This window comes from Sediminicoccus sp. BL-A-41-H5 (genome assembly GCF_050632405.1).
Classification (GTDB): domain Bacteria; phylum Pseudomonadota; class Alphaproteobacteria; order Acetobacterales; family Acetobacteraceae; genus Roseococcus.
This window is the reverse complement of the sequence record NZ_CP192601.1, coordinates 1,162,987-1,180,158: the sequence shown is the minus strand read 5'-3', so window position 1 is coordinate 1,180,158 and position 17,172 is coordinate 1,162,987. Positions and strand designations below refer to the sequence as shown.

11 protein-coding genes are annotated in these 17,172 nt (G+C 70.5%); 6 read left to right on the top strand and 5 right to left on the bottom strand.

What is annotated here, in order from left to right; genetic code table 11:
• Positions 1 to 2: 2 nt before the first annotated feature.
• The 5 genes from ACQ860_RS05895 to ACQ860_RS05875 form a co-directional block, all read right to left on the bottom strand.
• The gene (locus ACQ860_RS05895) at positions 3 to 935 is read right to left on the bottom strand and encodes an NAD-dependent epimerase/dehydratase family protein (protein ID WP_431302483.1); all 933 of its coding nucleotides are present in this window, start codon (positions 933 to 935) and stop codon (positions 3 to 5) included.
• Entirely contained in the window at positions 936 to 1,691 is a 756-nt protein-coding gene (locus ACQ860_RS05890; RefSeq protein ID WP_431302482.1) for an SDR family NAD(P)-dependent oxidoreductase, read from the bottom strand.
• Positions 1,688 to 3,031 (bottom strand): FAD-binding oxidoreductase, encoded by a 1,344-nt coding sequence (locus tag ACQ860_RS05885; protein ID WP_431302481.1) that lies wholly within the window; start codon positions 3,029 to 3,031, stop codon positions 1,688 to 1,690. The genes ACQ860_RS05890 and ACQ860_RS05885 overlap by 4 nt, the downstream gene beginning before the upstream one ends.
• Complete coding sequence (locus ACQ860_RS05880; protein ID WP_431302480.1) at positions 3,028 to 4,449, bottom strand: UbiA family prenyltransferase; 1,422 nt, start codon at positions 4,447 to 4,449, stop codon at positions 3,028 to 3,030. Before ACQ860_RS05880 ends, ACQ860_RS05885 begins: the two co-directional genes overlap by 4 nt.
• Before the next feature lie 202 nt (positions 4,450 to 4,651).
• Positions 4,652 to 5,827 carry a M20 aminoacylase family protein gene (locus tag ACQ860_RS05875; RefSeq protein ID WP_431302479.1) on the bottom strand — a complete coding sequence of 392 codons (1,176 nt, stop codon included), beginning with the start codon at positions 5,825 to 5,827 and terminating at the stop codon, positions 4,652 to 4,654.
• A 116-nt stretch (positions 5,828 to 5,943) separates the two neighbouring features.
• Here ACQ860_RS05875 and glpK point away from each other — a divergent pair, with 116 nt between their 5' ends.
• The 6 genes from glpK to ACQ860_RS05845 all read left to right on the top strand — a co-directional run bounded on the left by glpK (position 5,944) and on the right by ACQ860_RS05845 (position 17,152).
• On the top strand, positions 5,944 to 7,422 hold the full coding sequence (gene glpK / locus ACQ860_RS05870; RefSeq protein WP_431302478.1) for a glycerol kinase GlpK: 1,479 nt from the start codon (positions 5,944 to 5,946) through the stop codon (positions 7,420 to 7,422).
• Positions 7,419 to 8,579, top strand: a complete 1,161-nt coding sequence (locus ACQ860_RS05865; RefSeq protein WP_431302477.1) for a hypothetical protein — start codon at positions 7,419 to 7,421, stop codon at positions 8,577 to 8,579. The genes glpK and ACQ860_RS05865 overlap by 4 nt, the downstream gene beginning before the upstream one ends.
• Positions 8,580 to 8,617: 38 nt before the next feature.
• Entirely contained in the window at positions 8,618 to 9,997 is a 1,380-nt protein-coding gene (locus tag ACQ860_RS05860; protein ID WP_431302476.1) for an acyclic terpene utilization AtuA family protein, read from the top strand.
• A complete protein-coding gene (locus ACQ860_RS05855) occupies positions 9,994 to 10,329 on the top strand; it encodes an AtuA-related protein (protein ID WP_431302475.1) in 336 nt (111 codons plus the stop codon). The genes ACQ860_RS05860 and ACQ860_RS05855 overlap by 4 nt, the downstream gene beginning before the upstream one ends.
• Positions 10,330 to 10,419: 90 nt before the next feature.
• A complete protein-coding gene (locus ACQ860_RS05850) occupies positions 10,420 to 11,484 on the top strand; it encodes an FkbM family methyltransferase (RefSeq protein WP_431302474.1) in 1,065 nt (354 codons plus the stop codon).
• 148 nt (positions 11,485 to 11,632) lie between these two features.
• On the top strand, positions 11,633 to 17,152 hold the full coding sequence (locus ACQ860_RS05845; protein WP_431302473.1) for a hypothetical protein: 5,520 nt from the start codon (positions 11,633 to 11,635) through the stop codon (positions 17,150 to 17,152).
• The last annotated feature ends 20 nt before the right edge of the window (positions 17,153 to 17,172 follow it).

The following is a 17,172-nucleotide window of genomic DNA, read 5'->3' as shown; positions in this document are numbered from 1 at the left end:
GCTCAGAACTCCAGGACCACGTCGCGGTAGCGCGGATCGGTGAAGGTGCGGCGCAGCGCGGCCTCGAGCCGTGTCGGCGTCACGCCGAACTCCGCCGGCCAGTCGGTGACGGGGAAGGTTTCGGGGATGACCAGCGCCTCCAGCTGCTTCACGGTGAAGGGAGGGTTGCGGTCGAACTTGGCGTAGAGCCAGAGCAGCGCCCAGAAGGCCGAATAGGGGATGTTCACGATGCGCGCGTGCGGCTTCACGATCCGGTGGATCATGCGGATCAGCTCGCCATAGGTGATGGTCTCGAGGCCCGAGATGTCATGCGTGCCGCCATGCTGGTGCATGAGGCAGCTTTCGATCACCGCGCAGAAGTCGTCGGCGTAGAGCGGCTGGCGCAGGTAGTCGCCGCGGCCGGGGATGGGGAAGACCGGCGTGCGGTCCATGAAGCGGCGCAGCCAGCCCAGATGCTTGCGGTCGAACCAGCCGAACATCAGGGTCGGCCGCAGCACGGCGCAGGGGATGCCGCTCCCGAGGTAGAGCTTTTCCTGCAGCGTCTTGGTCTCGACATAGAGATCCTGCGCGCGGGAATTCACGACGGAGGAGGAGATGCCGACCATGTAGGGCACCTGGGCACGGGCCATGGCCTCCAGCACGCGCTCGGTCGCGGCCACGTTGTTGGCGATGTATTCGGCGCGGTCCAGGCCGCCGATCTGCGCCTGGTTGACCACGACGGCATCGGCGCCGGCGAAGGCTGCCTCCCAGGGGCCGGGTTGCGAGAGATCGGCCTCGATCACCTCCATCCCCGGATGCAGGCGGCGCAGGATGGCGGTGTTGGCCGGGTGCTTGTCCATGCCGACGAGCGTGAGCCCCGGCGTCTCGATGAGCCGCGCGACCAGGTTCTGCCCGACCAGGCCGGCCGCGCCTGTGATGATGATGCGCTGGCTCATTCAGATGTCGAGCCTGTTGAAGATGCGGGCGGGCAGGTGGCGGATGATGAGCATGATCAGCCGCCAGCGCCCGGGCGCATAGACGATGGGCCCGCCCTTGTCGGCCGCGCGGCGGATGATGCGCGCCACCTCCTCCGGCTCGGCCCAGCTGCCGCCCGTGCGGTCCATGCCGGCCGTCATGGCGGTGCGGGTTGGGCCCGGCTTCACCAGCACGGCGCGGATTCCGGGCGGCGCGCCGGGGCGGCCGAAGCGATGCGCGATGCCCTCCATCAGCGCCGCGATGCCGGCCTTGGCCGCGCCATAGACGAAGTTCTTGCGCCGTCCGCGATCGCCGGCGACGGAGCCCAGCACGACCAGGCTGCCACGCCCCTGCGCTTCGATCAGCGCGGCGGCGGCGAGCGCCCAGAGGGCGGCGGAGGTGAAGTTCACATCCAGCGTGCGCCGCGCCGTGGCCGGGTCGCGCTCATCCCCGGCCTGCGGGCCCATCAGGCCGTAGGCGAGCAGCACATCGTCCAGCCCGCCCAGCGCGTCGCGCATCTCGGCGAGGCGGGCGGCGGGATCGCTCTCGGCCGCGAGGTCGAGCATGAAGAGGGGGGCGGCGGCGGCGCCACGCGCCAGCAGATCCGCCGCCACCGCCTCCAGCCGCGCGGCATCCCGCCCGGCGAGGCCGATGACGGCGCCCTCGGCGGCATAGAGCCGCGCGGTCGCGACGGCGATGCCCGAGGTGCCGCCCAGGATGAGGATGCGCCGCGTCATGGCTGCGACACCCGGCGCCAGAAGGCCGAGGAGAAATGCGGGTCCATGTGCTCTTGGAATCCTTCCCAGGCGGGGTATCCGGCTTGGAACATGGCAGCCGGCATGCGGCCATCCTTGGCGGGGTAGAGGCGGCCGCCGGCCTCGCGCACGATGGCGTCGAGCCGCGCCAGCAGGGCGAGCGTCGGCGCGCCGCGATGGGCGAAATCCAGCGCCAGCGTGCTGCCCTCCATCGGGAAGGAGAGCAGGCCGGGCGAGGGCAGGGGGCCGAAGGTCTTGAGCACGGCGAGGAAGGAGCCCTCACCGGCTTCGGCGATGGCGCGGAGCATGGCGCGCGTCGCCTCGCGCTGGGCGGCGGGCGGCACCACGCTCTGGTACTGGAAGAAGCCACGCTTGCCATAGAGGCGGTTCCACGCGGCGATGCCGTCCAGCGGATAGAAGAAGGGCAGGTAGGGCACCTGCCGCGGCCGGCCGGAACGCCGCCGCCCCATGGCCAGGTAGAGCGCGTTGAAGGCGCCGAGCGTCAGCCGGTTGAGCGCGAAGCCCGGCGCGTCCATCGGCATGCGGAGCAGCTTGGGCGGTTCCAAGGCGGAGAGGCCGCCCGCCCCCGCATGCCGCCCGCGCGAGAAGATGCCGCGCCCGAGCGCCGCGCCCTTCGCCAGGCAATCCACCCAGGCAACCGTGTAGTCCCATCCGGCGGAGGCTTCGGCCAGGCGGAAGAAGCCGTCGAGATCCTCGAAGACCTCGTCCTCCACCTCCATCAGGGAGCTGGCGATGGGCAGCAGCTCCAGCTCCACCCAGGTGATCAGGCCGGTGAGGCCGAGGCCGCCCACGGTGGCGGCGAAGAGCGGATCGCCGGGCCGCAGCTCCCGCTCGGTGCCGTCCGAGCGCAACAGGCCCATGGCGCGCACCCAGCGGCCGAAGCTGCCCGCGCCATGGTGGTTCTTGCCATGCACGTCATTCGCGATGGCGCCGCCCAGCGTGACATGGCGCGTGCCGGGCGTGACCGGGAGGAAGAAGCCACGCGGCACCATCCAGGCCAGGATTGCGGCGAGGCTGAGCCCCGCCTCGGCCCGGAGGAGGCGCGTGGCGGGGTCGAATGCGATGGCGCGGTCCAGCGCGGCCGTCAGCAGCACTGCGCCTTCGGGGTTCAGCCCGCTGTCGCCATAGGAGCGGCGCAGCCCCATGGGCAGCACGCCATGCGCCGGCCGCGCCGCCACCGCCGCGCGGAGCGTGGCCGGCAGCTCATCCCGCCAGGACGGCGTGAAGGCGAGCTGCGGCGCGCGGAGGGTGCGGCCCCAGCTGGTCAGCGCCGATGTTTCGAGGCCGCGCGCCGTGCTCATAGCGCAAGCAGATAGGTGATTCCGACCGTGACACCCAGGCCCCAGCTCGTCCGGTCGCGGATGGCGAAGCTCACCGGGTCGTCCAGCATCTCGCCGCGATGGGAGAGCAGCCAGATGCGCCCCATCCAGATGGCGATCAGCAGCGGTTGCGCCCAGAGCCACCAGGGGTCGGCATAGGGAACACGCAGAAAGGCATCATGCATCAGGTAGAGCACGAGGATGATGAGCGAGCCCAGCGCCGCGGCGACGCCTGCCACCAGCGTCAGCTCCCCATCGGCCGGGCGGTACCCGCGCGCGGCGAGTGCCGCGGCCCCCTCGGGCCCCGCGCGCAGGATCTCGGTGTGGCGCTTCGCGGTGGCGAGCGAGAAGAAGAAGAAAAGCGCGAAGGTCATCAGGTAGCCCGAGACCGGCTGGCCGAGGGCGGCGACGCCCACCAGGATGCGAAGGCCGAAGAGCAGCGCGATGATCAGCGTGTCCAGCAACGGCACGCGCTTCAGCCCGAGGGAATAGGCGAGCGTCAGCGCCAGGTAGGCGGCAAGGCCCAGGAAGAGCGGCACGGAGACGAGAAGCCCCGCCAGCAGCGCGACCAGCACGCCGCCCACCCCGGCCAGGAGCGCCGTGCGGATCGGGATGCGCGCCCCCGCGATCGGGCGGTGGCGCTTGGACCAATGGGCGCGGTCGGCGCGCAGGTCCGAGAGGTCGTTCAGCAGGTAGGTCGAGGAGGTGAGCAGCAGCAGCAGGGCGAAGGCGAGCAGCGCCTCCATCACCTGCGCCATGTCGCGCCAGCCCTGGCCAAGGATGAGCGGCACGAAGACCATCAGGTTCTTGGACGCATGGTGGAGCCGACCGGCGCGCAGCCAGTCGCGCCAGTTGGCCGGTTCACCCGCGAATTCCGCGACCACGGGCGGGCCGAGCCGGCGCGCGGCCCCGGCGGTGCCGGGGGTGGCGCCGACCAGCACGATGCCCGACGCATGGCGCCAGACGGCGAGGTCGGCCGGGCTGTCGCCCGCATAGATGAAGCCCTGGGGGAAGAGTTGCACCAGGGCGGCGGCCTTCGCCTCGCCCTTCAGATTGTGGTCGCGAGAGCCGATCACGCTCTCGAAGAGGCCCAACTCCGCGGCCACGGCATCGGCCACCGATTGATGCGCGGCGGTGCAGAGATGCAGCGCATGGCCCTCGGCGGCGCAGGCGCGCAGCCATTCGAGGAGATCCTCGCGCACGGGCAGTTCGGCGACCTCGGGCGGCACGCCCTCGGCCAGGGCGGATTTTACCGCGAGCCGGCCGCGCGGCAGGGCCAGCAGGGCGGCGGCGGCGGTCGCGGGGCGGTGGAAGAGGGCGCGGACGAAGCTCTCATCCAGAGTGTCGGTGCGCAGCAGCGTGTGGTCCAGGTCCACCACGATGGGAAGCCGGTCAGACATGGCCGGGAAGCTCCGGCCTGCCGGATCGCGGCGCAGGCCTGGCCGCGCCGCGGCGCGACCCTGTCAGCGGACATGGCACGCCCTCGCGCCCAAGCGCGCCATGTCGTGGCAGGGTCATCATGAGATGACTTGCGTGTAGCTGTGTGGACTTCACGCCGTCAAGACGAGAAGTCCGCCGGGGCCGGGCCTCGGCTCGGGGCGCTCAGCCCCGGGGCAGTTCCTGTTCGACGAGGGCGCTGAAGAAGCCCACGCCATAGGGCGCCGCATCGTCGTTGAAGTCGTATTTCGGGTGATGCACCGGCACGCCGCCCTTCCCGTCGGGCGCCTTCTGGCCAAGCTTCACGAAGGCGCCCGGGCGCTTCTCCAGCATGTAGGAGAAATCCTCGGCCCCCATGATGGGCGGGCGCTTGCGGATGATGCCCTCGGGCGCGAAGACCTTCGCCGCGGCCTGGGCGGCCAGTTCCGTCTCGCGCTCATGGTTCACGGTCACCGGGTAGCCCGACTTCCACTCGACGGCGATCTCCGCCTCGAAAGCCTCGGCCACCGAAGCCGCGATGCGCTTGATGTGGCGCTCCATCGCGGCGCGCGTTTCCTTCTTCAGCGTGCGGATCGTGCCCTTGATCTCGGCCGTCTCGGGAATGACGTTGGACGCGCTGCCGGCGTGGAACATGCACAGGCTGAGCACCGCGCTGTCCAGCGGGTCCACCCGGCGGGAGACGATGCCCTGCAAGGCGACGACCAGTTGCGAGCCGATCAGCACCGGGTCGATCGCCATGTGCGGCCGCGCCGCATGGCCGCCCAGGCCGCGGATCCTGAAGGTGACCGTGTCGGCCGAGGCGAGGATGGGGCCGGAGACGATCGCCGTCTCGCCCAGCGCCAGCGAGGGGTCGTTGTGGATGCCGTAGACGCTGTCGCAGGGGAAGCGCTCGAACAGGCCCTCCTCGACCATGACGCGGCCGCCGCCCGGGCCTTCCTCGGCCGGCTGGAAGATGAAGTTCACGGTGCCGTCGAAATTGCGCGTCTCGGCGAGGTATTTGGCCGCGCCCAGCAGCATGGCTGTGTGCCCGTCATGGCCGCAGGCATGCATCCTGCCGGGCGTCTTGCTCGCATGCGGCAGGCCGGTTTCCTCCGTCATCGGCAGGCAGTCCATGTCGGCGCGCAGGCCGATGGAGCGGCCGGAACTGCCGTTCCGCAGCACGCCGACCAGGCCCGTGCCCGCGATGCCGCGATGCACCTCGATCCCCCAGGAGGCGAGCTTCTCGGCCACCAGGGCGCTGGTCGCGTGCTCCTCGAAGCCGAGTTCCGGATTCGCATGGATGGTCTGGCGCCATTCGGCGATCTCGGGTGCCATGGCGGCGATGCGGTTATTGAGCGGCATGGGGCGGGGTCCTTGTCTTTGCATGAGTGTCGGGCGCGCGTCCCATGACGTCAAACCCCGGTTGACCCCTCGGGCAATCCTTCCTCTCCTGCACCCCAAGATCGGGAGACGCCGCCATGTCCTTGCTGCTGGCCCTGGACCAGGGCACAACCTCGACCCGCGCCATCGCCTTCGACGCGACGCTGGCGCCGGTCGCCACCGCGCAGGTGGAGTTGCCTCAGCATTTCCCGGCCCCCGGCTGGGTGGAGCATGAGCCGGAGGACATCGCGGCGCATGGCCTTTCGGTGCTGCGAGAGGCGCTGGCCAGGACGGGCCGCCCGCTGCGGGACGTGGCCGGCATCGGCATCACCAACCAGCGCGAGACGACCCTGCTGTGGGAGCGCGCCACGGGCCGGGCCGTCGGCCGCGCCATCGTCTGGCAGGACAGGCGGACGGCCGCGACCTGCGAGGCGCTGAAGGCGGCAGGGCATGAGGCGCTGGTCCGCGCGAGGACCGGCCTGCTGCTCGACCCCTATTTCTCCGCCACCAAGCTCGCCTGGCTGCTGGACCACACGCCGGGCGCGCGGGCAGCGGCAGAGCGGGGCGAGCTCTGCTTCGGCACGGTGGAGAGTTTTCTCCTGTTCCGCCTGACGGAAGGACGCGTGCATGCGACGGACGCCACCAACGCCTCCCGCACCATGCTCTTCGACATCCACCGCGGCAGCTGGGATGCCGAGCTGTGCGACCTCTTCCGCGTGCCCATGGCGATCCTGCCGCAGGTGCGCGATTGCGCTGCACATCTGGGTGAGACGCGGCTGCTGGGGGGCAGCATCCCCATCCTCGGCGCGGCGGGCGACCAGCAGGCGGCCACCATCGGCCAGGCCTGCTTTGCGCCGGGCATGATGAAATCGACCTATGGCACGGGCTGCTTCGCCCTGCTGGTGACGGGGGAGGAGGCGGTGCCCTCCAACAACCGGCTGCTCACCACCGTGGCCTGGCAGCTGGGCGGCCGCCGCGCCTATGCGCTGGAGGGCTCGATCTTCATGGCCGGGGCCACGGTGCAATGGCTGCGCGACGGGCTCGGCATCATCCAGCAGGCGAGCGAGGCGGATGGCTGGGCCGCGCGCGCCAACCCGGCCGAGCGCGTGCATCTGGTGCCGGCCTTCACCGGCCTCGGCGCGCCCTGGTGGGATGCGGCGGCGCGCGGTGCGATCCTGGGCCTGACCCGCGCCTCCGGCCGCGCCGAGATCTGCCGTGCCGCGCTGGAGGCGGTGGCGCTGCAGACGGACGACCTGCTGGACGCGATGCGCCGCGACTGGCCGGGGATGAAGGAGACGGTGCTGCGTGTGGATGGCGGCATGGCGAAGAGCGACTGGACCATGCAGTTCCTGGCCGATCTGCTGGGCGCGCCGGTGGACCGGCCCGTGGTGACGGAAACCACCGCGCTGGGGGCCGCCTATCTGGCCGGCCTCCAGGCCGGGCTGCTGCCCTCGCCCAGCGAGGCGCCGACGCATTGGCGGCTGGAGCGGCGCTTCCAGCCGAACATGAGCCGCGCCGAGGCCGCCGAGCGCCGCGCCGCCTGGCAGGATGCGGTGCGCCGGACGCGATCCGCATGATCTTCGAACGCTTCGGCATCACCCCGATCATCAACGCCTATGGCACCAACACGCGCCTTTCGGCGGGCCCCCTCAGCGATGAGGTGGCCGGGGCCATGCGCGAGGCGGCGACGGCGAGCGTGGACATCCTGGACCTCCAGGCCGCCGCCTGCCGGGAGATCACCCGCGCCACGGGGGCGGAGGCGGGTTTCGTCACCTCCGGCGCCTCGGCCGCCCTGCTGCTGGCCGCCGCCGCCTGCCTTGCGCGGCTGGATGCGGGGGCGATGAACCGGCTGCCGGCGACGCGGGAGGGGCGCTGCGAGTTCCTGATCTCCCGCAGCCAGCGCAACATGTATGACCGCGCGATCGAGACGGCGGGCGGGCGGCTTGTCGATGTGGGCATCCCGGATCGCGTCTCGGGTGCCGGCGTGCGTGACGCGAGTGCCGCGGAATTCGCCGATGCCATCACGCCGCTGACGGCGGGCATCCTGCATGTGGCGCAGCCCCATGCGCAGCCGCCGCTGCCCGGGATCGTGGCCGTGGCCCGGGCGGCGGGCGTGCCCGTGATCGTGGATGCGGCGGCCCAATTGCCACCTGCGGAGAACCTCCGCCGCTTCATCGCGGAGGGCGCGGACCTTGTCGCCTTCTCCGGCGGCAAGGCGATCGGCGGGCCGCAGGCTTCGGGGATTCTGGCCGGGCAGGGGGCGCTGGTGGCCTCGGCGCTGGCGCAGATGCTGGACCTGGACCTGCCTGCGGCGCAGTTCCGCCCACCGGCCGAGTTCCCGGCGCTCTCGCAACTCGCCTTCTTCCCGCGCACCGGCATCGGCCGCTCCTGCAAGGTGGGGCGGGAGGAGGTGATGGGGCTGCTGGTCGCACTCCGCCGCTTCACGGAAGAGGATGCCGCAACGCGCCGCGCCCGCTGGCTGGCGCGGCTCGCCGCCGTGCGCGCCGCCTCGGGCCTGGAATTCGAGGAAGGCGCGTCGGGCGAGGTGCCGCTGCTGTGGCTGCGCGTGCCCGATGCGCCCGCCATCGAGGCGCGGCTGCGTGCGGGTCGCCCCGCCGTGCATGTGAACCCGGCGCTGCTGGCCGAGGGAATCCTCACCATCAACCCCATCAGCCTGCATGAGCGGGATGCGCCGCGTCTCGGCGAATTGCTGCGCGCGGCCCTTGCCGGGTGACGCGGGCCGGCGAAGACTGGCGCCCCAGGGAGATGACAATGGACCGCTTTCTCGTCGGCAATGGCGCGGGTTTCTCGGGCGATCGCGTGGATGCGCCGCTGCCGGTGCTGCGCACCCTGATCGCCAGTGGCCTGCCCTCGGCCATGTTCTTCGAGACGCTGGGCGAGCGCACCGTGGCACTCGCCCATCTGGAGAAGCGCCGCGACCCGGAGGCGGGCTACGAGCCCATGCTGGAGCGGCTGCTGGACCCCATCCTGGCACCCGCGAAGCAGCACGGCATCCCGCTGCTCGGCAATTGGGGCGCGGCCAATCCGCCCGCCGCCGCGCGCGCTGTGGCGAAGCTGGCCCTCGCCCAGGGGATGCCGGATCTGCGCATCGCCCTCGTCGAGGGGGATGACGTGACGGGCCTCGTCGCCGGCGGGCAATTGCCGGTGCATGAGGCGGATGCGGGCCTCGACATGGGCGCCTGGCACCTCATCGCCGCCAATGCCTATATCGGCGCGGAGCCGCTGGTGGAGGCGCTGGCGCAAGGCGCGGACGTGGTTGTCGCCGGCCGCACCAGCGACCCGGCCCTGGCCATCGCGCCGCTCGCGTATCACTTCGGCTGGCGCGCCGATGACTGGGAGAAGCTGGCGCTGGGCGCGGCCGCCGGCCACCTGCTGGAATGCGGCAGCCAGGTGACGGGCGGCGTCTTCTGGGACCCGGGCTTCAAGGACATCCCGGACCCCGCGAATATCGGCTTCCCGATCGCCGAAGTGACGGCCGAGGGCGGCCTTGTCATCACCAAGGCGGCGGAGACTGGCGGCCTCGTGGATCTGCGCACGGTAAAGGAGCAGCTTCTCTATGAACTGCATGACCCCGCGCATTACATCACGCCCGATGTGGTGCTCGACATCACCGGCTGCACGGCCGAGCAGGTGGGGAAGGATCGTGTGGCGGTGCATGGCCTGCGCGGCCATCCGCGCCCCGACACACTGAAGGTGACGGCGAGTTTCGAGGGCAGCTGGCTGGGCGAGGGCGAGGTCTCCGTCGCCGGCCCCAATGCGCTCGCCCGGGCGCGGGCCACCGCCGATGTGCTGCTCCAGCGCATGAAGCTGCGCGGTCTGCAGGTGCGGGCGCGGGTGGACCTGATCGGCGTCGCCAGCGTGCATGACAGCGATGATGGCGCGCTCTGGCGCGGCTATGACGGGCCGGAGCCGCCCGAGATCCGCATCCGCCTCGCCGTCGAGGCCCGCACGCGCGACGATGCCGACCAGGCCTCGCGCGAGGTGCTGGCGCTGCTCTGCTGCGGTACGGCGGGCACCGGTGGGGCGCGCTGGCGCGTGACGCCGCGCATCCTGACGCAGAGCCACCTGGTGCTGCGCGAGCGGGTGCCGGTGAAGGTTTCGGTGCGGACGGCGCGGGAGATCCTGGCATGATCGAGGTTCCGCTGCATGCCGTGGCGCACAGCCGCGCGGGCGACAAGGGCAACCGCCTCAACATGTCGCTCATTCCCTACCGGGCGGAGCTGTATCCCATCCTCGCCGAGCAGGTGACGGCCGAGCGCGTGCTGGAACTCTTCCGCCACCGCGGTGCCACGGGCTGCATCCGGCATGACCTGCCGCTGCTCCAGGCCTTCAACTTCGTGGTGGATGAGGTGCTGGAGGGGGGCGTGAATGGCAGCCTGAACCTGGATGGCCATGGCAAGACCCATTCCTTCCGCCTGCTGGCGCTGACGGTGCGCGTGCCCGAGGCGCTGTTGCGGCGTTAACCGCCCGCTAAGGCGCGCCCATCACTCTCGCCCTGCCGGCAAAAGGGCCGGCATGCGAGGGGCATCATGCGACCAGAACGGCTCGAGGCTTTGCGTTTCGCGGGATATGCGCCCCGCACCCTGCTCGATGTGGGGGCCCATCTCGGGCATTTCACGCAAGGCCTGCGGCAGGCCTTCCCCGATTGCGTGCCGACATTGGTCGAGCCCAACCCGCACTGCCTGCCGGCACTCTCCGCCACGGGGCATGAGGTTCTGGGCTTCGCCGCGAGCGACCAGGATGGCGAGGCGGAGCTGTTCCTGACGCGGGAATGGCTGCAATCCACCGGCACCTCCCTGTACCGTGAGAACACGCATTTCTTCCGCGACGAGGTGCTGCTGCGCACGCCCGTGCCCAGGCGCAGGCTGGATGACGTGCTGGCCGGCCGCCGCTTCGATCTGGTGAAGATCGACACCCAGGGGGCCGAGCTGGACGTGCTGCTGGGCGGCCAGGCGGTGCTGCGGCATGCGGACTACATCCTGATCGAGGTCTCGCTCGTCGAATACAACCAGGGTGGCGCGCGGGCGGAGGAGGTCTTCGCCGCGCTCTCCGCGCTGGGTTTCCGCAGCGCGGAGGTGGCCGAGTTTCACCGCCTGCGCGGCGTGCGGGACGGCGCGTTGCTACAGCTGGATTTCCTCTTTGAGCGCGAGGTGCCGCGCCCCTCCCAGGCGCTGCGCGGCCCGGTGGCGGGGCTGCCCGCCTGGCTTGCGGAGCGGCGCGCGCGCTGCGGCGATTTCAAGGTTCTGGCGGTGGGCGAGGGGGCGTTCGAGGCCGATGTGGCCTTCGGCGCGCCGGGCGCGCCGCTCATCATTGCGGGTGATCCGGCGCGGATGCGGGATTGGGAGGCGCTGCTGCGCCTGGCCGCCCGCCAGGGGCGCTTTCCTTATGCGGTGGCGCGGCTGCCGCCCGCGCGCATGGCCGAGGCCACGTTGCTGCTCGACATGCTGCCGCGCGTGGCCGCGGCCGGCGTGGTGGAGGCCGTGCCCGGCCAGAACTGGCATTGGGAGGAGGCGGAAGGCGGGCTGCGCCTCGCCCCAGGCCGGCGTGCCATGGCGCCGGTCCTGCAATGGCGCGGCGCGATCGGTTTCGAGGTGCCGGCAGTACGAAAGGCGGCGTGAGGCACGGAAAAAAACTTCGCGCGATTCACGAAATGTAAGCCTTCGCCTGGGAGTTTCGTGATGCGGGAGTGGTGTTTCCAGAGAGCACCCCTCGGAGAAGCTGACAGCAAGACGCTGTGTTCCGCTCTCTCTGGAAAAGGAATGCGCCATGTCCATCTCGCTGCTCTCGACCAACCAGATCCGCGCGCTGACGACCACTTCGGTGGCGGCGCTCTCGACCACGCAGATCAGCGCGCTGACCACGACCCAGATCGGTGCGCTCAGCAGCTCTGCCGTCGAGACGATGAGCGCCACGCAGATCGGCGCGCTCTCGACCTCGCAGGTGCGGGGGCTGACCGCGACGCAGATCCCCTATCTCGCCGCGCAGCTCAGCTTCAGCGGCGACCAGCTCGCCGTGCTGGGCGAGTTCCAGGTGCGCGCGCTGACGACGACGCAGCTCTCAGGCCTGGATGCGACCAAGGTCGCGGCCCTGACCACCTCGCAGATCCGCGCGCTGACGACGACGCAGCTGGGCGCCCTGACCGCGACCGACATCGGTGAGTTCACCAGCACGCAGGTGCGCGCGCTCACGGTGAGCCAGGTGGGCGCCCTGGCCTCCACCCAGGTCGCCGCGCTGAGCACGACGCAGCTGTCGGGGCTCACCGCGTCACAGGTTGGCGGGCTGACGGCGACGGGGGTTTCCGCGCTGGACGCGACGCAGATGGGTTCGCTGAGCACCACGCAGATCGGCGGCGTGACGGCGACGCAGATCCGGGGCCTGAACGCGACGGATGTCGGTGAGCTTTCGGCGACGCAGGTGGGCGCGCTGAACGCGTCGCAGATCGGGGCGCTGAGTGCGACGAACCTCTCTGCGCTGGACGCCACGCAGATGGGGGCACTGAGCGGTACGCAGCTGCGCGGTCTGTCCAACACGCAGGTGCAGGGTCTGACGACGACCGATGTCGGTGAGCTGAGCGCCACGCAGGTGGGCGCGCTGACCGCGTCGCAGATTGGTGCGCTGGGCGCGACGAACCTCTCTGCGCTGGATGCCACGCAGGTGGGTGCGCTGAGCACCACGCAGGTGCGTGGTCTGACCAACGCGCAGGTGGGCGGGCTGTCCACGACGGATGTGGGTGAGTTGAGCTCGACCCAGCTTGGTGCGCTGAGTGCCACGCAGCTGGGCGCGATGGGCACGACCAATTTGTCGGCTCTGTCGGCCACGCAGATGGGCGGGCTGACGGCCTCGCAGATTGGTGGGCTCTCCTCCACGGCGCTCTCGGGCTTTGACGCCACGCAGATGGGGGCGCTGAGCAGCACGCAGCTGCGCGGGATCACGGCGACCCAGATGGGCGGGCTGAATGCGACCGATATGGGCGAGCTGAGCGCCACGCAGGTGGGTGGGCTCGCGGCTTCGCAGATCGGCGGGCTGAGCGCCACGGCCTTCGCGGCGCTGGACGCGACGCAGATGGGTTCGCTGAGCACCACGCAGATCGGCGGCGTGACGGCGACGCAGATCCGGGGCCTGAACGCGACCGATGTCGGTGAGATTTCGGCGACGCAGGTGGGCGCGCTGAACGCGTCGCAGATCGGGGCGCTGAGTGCGACGAACGTCTCTGCACTGGACGCCACGCAGATGGGGGCACTGAGCGGCACGCAACTGCGGGGTCTGTCCAACACGCAGGTGCAGGGTCTGACGACGACCGATGTCGGTGAGCTGAGCGCCACGCAGGTGGGCGCGCTGACCGCGTCGCAGATTGGTGCGCTGGGCGCGACGAACCTCTCTGCGCTGGATGCGACGCAGGTGGGTGCGCTGAGCACCACGCAGGTGCGTGGTCTGACCAACGCGCAGCTGGGTGGGCTGTCCACGACGGATGTGGGCGAGTTGAGCTCGACCCAGCTTGGTGCGCTGAGTGCCACGCAGCTGGGCGCGATGGGGACGACCAATTTGTCGGCTCTGTCGGCCACGCAGATGGGCGGGCTGACGGCCTCGCAGATTGGTGGGCTGTCCTCCACGGCGCTCTCGGGCTTTGATGCCACGCAGATGGGGGCGCTGAGCAGCACGCAGCTGCGCGGGATCACGGCGACCCAGATGGGCGGGCTGAACGCGACCGATATGGGCGAGCTGAGCGCCACGCAGGTGGGTGGGCTCGCGGCTTCGCAGATTGGCGGGCTGACGGCGACGGGGGTTTCCGCGCTGGACGCGACGCAGATGGGTTCGCTGAGCACCACGCAGATCGGTGGCGTGACGGCGACGCAGATCCGGGGCCTGAACGCGACCGATGTCGGTGAGCTTTCGGCGACGCAGGTGGGCGCGCTGAACGCGTCGCAGATCGGGGCGCTGAGTGCGACGAACGTCTCTGCACTGGACGCCACGCAGATGGGGGCACTGAGCGGCACGCAGCTGCGCGGTCTGTCCAACACGCAGGTGCAGGGTCTGACGACGACCGATGTCGGTGAGCTGAGCGCCACGCAGGTGGGCGCGCTGACCGCGTCGCAGATTGGTGCGCTGGGCGCGACGAACCTCTCTGCGCTGGATGCGACGCAGGTGGGTGCGCTGAGCACCACGCAGGTGCGTGGTCTGACCAACGCGCAGCTGGGTGGGCTGTCCACGACGGATGTGGGCGAGTTGAGCTCGACCCAGCTTGGTGCGCTGAGTGCCACGCAGCTGGGCGCGATGGGCACGACCAATTTGTCGGCTCTGTCGGCCACGCAGATGGGCGGGCTGACGGCCTCGCAGATTGGTGGGCTGTCCTCCACGGCGCTCTCGGGCTTTGACGCCACGCAGATGGGGGCGCTGAGCAGCACGCAGCTGCGCGGGATCACGGCGACCCAGATGGGCGGGCTGAACGCGACCGATATGGGCGAGCTGAGCGCCACGCAGGTGGGTGGGCTCGCGGCTTCGCAGATTGGCGGGCTGACGGCGACCAGCCTTTCCGCGCTGGACGCGACGCAGATGGGTTCGCTGAGCACCACGCAGATCGGTGGCGTGACGGCGACGCAGATCCGGGGCCTGAACGCGACGGATGTCGGTGAGCTTTCGGCGACGCAGGTGGGCGCGCTGAACGCGTCGCAGATCGGGGCGCTGAGTGCGACGAACCTCTCTGCGCTGGATGCCACGCAGATGGGGGCACTGAGCGGCACGCAGCTGCGCGGTCTGTCCAACACGCAGGTGCAGGGTCTGACGACGACCGATGTCGGTGAGCTGAGTGCCACGCAGGTGGGCGCGCTGACCGCGTCGCAGATTGGTGCGCTGGGCGCGACGAACCTCTCTGCGCTGGATGCCACGCAGGTGGGTGCGCTGAGCACCACGCAGGTGCGTGGTCTGACCAACGCGCAGCTGGGTGGGCTGTCCACGACGGATGTGGGTGAGTTGAGCTCGACCCAGCTTGGTGCGCTGAGTGCCACGCAGCTGGGCGCGATGGGGACGACCAATTTGTCGGCTCTGTCGGCCACGCAGATGGGCGGGCTGACGGCCTCGCAGATTGGTGGGCTGTCCTCCACGGCGCTCTCGGGCTTTGACGCCACGCAGATGGGGGCGCTGAGCAGCACGCAGCTGCGCGGGATCACGGCGACCCAGATAGGCGGGCTGAACGCAACCGATATGGGCGAGCTGGATCAGACCCAGATCGGCAGCCTCGCGGCTTCGCAGATCGGCGGGCTGAGCGCCACGGCCTTCACGGCGCTGGATGCGACGCAGATGGGTTCGCTGAGCACCACGCAGATCGGCGGCGTGACGGCGACGCAGATCCGGGGCCTGAACGCGACCGATGTCGGTGAGCTTTCGGCGACGCAGGTGGGCGCGCTGAACGCGTCGCAGATCGGGGCGCTGAGTGCGACGAACGTCTCTGCACTGGACGCCACGCAGATGGGGGCACTGAGCGGCACGCAACTGCGGGGTCTGTCCAACACGCAGGTGCAGGGTCTGACGACGACCGATGTCGGTGAGCTGAGCGCCACGCAGGTGGGCGCGCTGACCGCGTCGCAGATTGGTGCGCTGGGCGCGACGAACCTCTCTGCGCTGGATGCGACGCAGGTGGGTGCGCTGAGCACCACGCAGGTGCGTGGTCTGACCAACGCGCAGCTGGGTGGGCTGTCCACGACGGATGTGGGCGAGTTGAGCTCGACCCAGCTTGGTGCGCTGAGTGCCACGCAGCTGGGCGCGATGGGGACGACCAATTTGTCGGCTCTGTCGGCCACGCAGATGGGCGGGCTGACGGCCTCGCAGATTGGTGGGCTGTCCTCCACGGCGCTCTCGGGCTTTGATGCCACGCAGATGGGGGCGCTGAGCAGCACGCAGCTGCGCGGGATCACGGCGACCCAGATGGGCGGGCTGAACGCAACCGATATGGGCGAGCTGGATCAGACCCAGATCGGCAGCCTCGCGGCTTCGCAGATCGGCGGGCTGAGCGCCACGGCCTTCGCGGCGCTGGACGCGACGCAGATGGGTTCGCTGAGCACCACGCAGATCGGCGGCGTGACGGCGACGCAGATCCGGGGCCTGAACGCGACCGATGTGGCGGAGCTGAGCGCCACCCAGGTGGGCGCCCTCAGTACGTCCCAGATCGGGGCGCTGAGTGCGACGAACCTCTCTGCGCTGGACGCCACGCAGATGGGGGCACTGAGCGGCACGCAGCTGCGCGGTCTGTCCAACACGCAGGTGCAGGGTCTGACGACGACCGACCTGGGTGAGCTCTCTGCGACGCAGGTGGGCGCCATGACGGCGTCGCAGGTGGGCGCATTGAGTGCCACCAGCCTCTCTGCACTGGACGCGACGCAGGTGGATGCGCTGAGCACCACGCAGGTGCGTGGGCTGACCAACGCGCAGCTGGGCGGGCTTTCCACGACGGATGTGGGCGAGTTGAGCTTGACCCAGATCGGCGCGCTCTCCGTCACGCAGCTGGGCGCGCTGGGCACGACCAACCTCGCCAGCCTCTCCGAGACCCAGATGGGCGGCCTCACCGCCTCGCAGATCGGCGGGCTGACGGCGACCACGCTCTCGGGCTTTGATGCCACGCAGATGGGGGCGCTGAGCAGCACGCAGCTGCGCGGGATCACGGCGACCCAGATGGGCGGGCTGAGCGCCACCGATATCGGTGAGCTGGATCAGACCCAGATCGGCAGCCTCGCGGCTTCGCAGATCGGCGGGCTGAGCGCCACGGCCTTCACGGCGCTGGATGCGACGCAGATGGGTTCGCTGAGCAACACGCAGATCGGTGGCGTGACGGCGACGCAGATCCGGGGCCTGAACGCGACGGATGTGGCGGAGCTGAGCGCCACGCAGGTCGGCGCGCTTGGCGTCTCGCAGATTGCGGCCTTCTCCGCCACCAGCCTTTCCGCCCTGGATGCCACCCAGGTGGGGGCGATGAGCACGCTGCAGCTGCGGGGCATCACCACCACCCAGGTGCAGGGCCTCTCCAGCTCGGATATCGGGGAATTCTCCGAGACCCAGCTCTCCTCGCTGAGCGCGTCGCAGATCGGCGCGCTCACCACCACGGTGATCGGCGCGCTGACCACGACGAACATGGAGCCGCTGACCTCGACCCAGATCCGCGCCCTGAGCACCACGCAGATCGACCAGCTCTCCACCACCAACATCGCGGCGCTGAGCGATACCCAGCTTGCCGGCTTCGATGCCACCCAGGTGGGCAGCATGTCGGATGAGCAGATCGCGGCCTATCTCCGCCTGTGAGGCTGAACAGAGGAGGACAG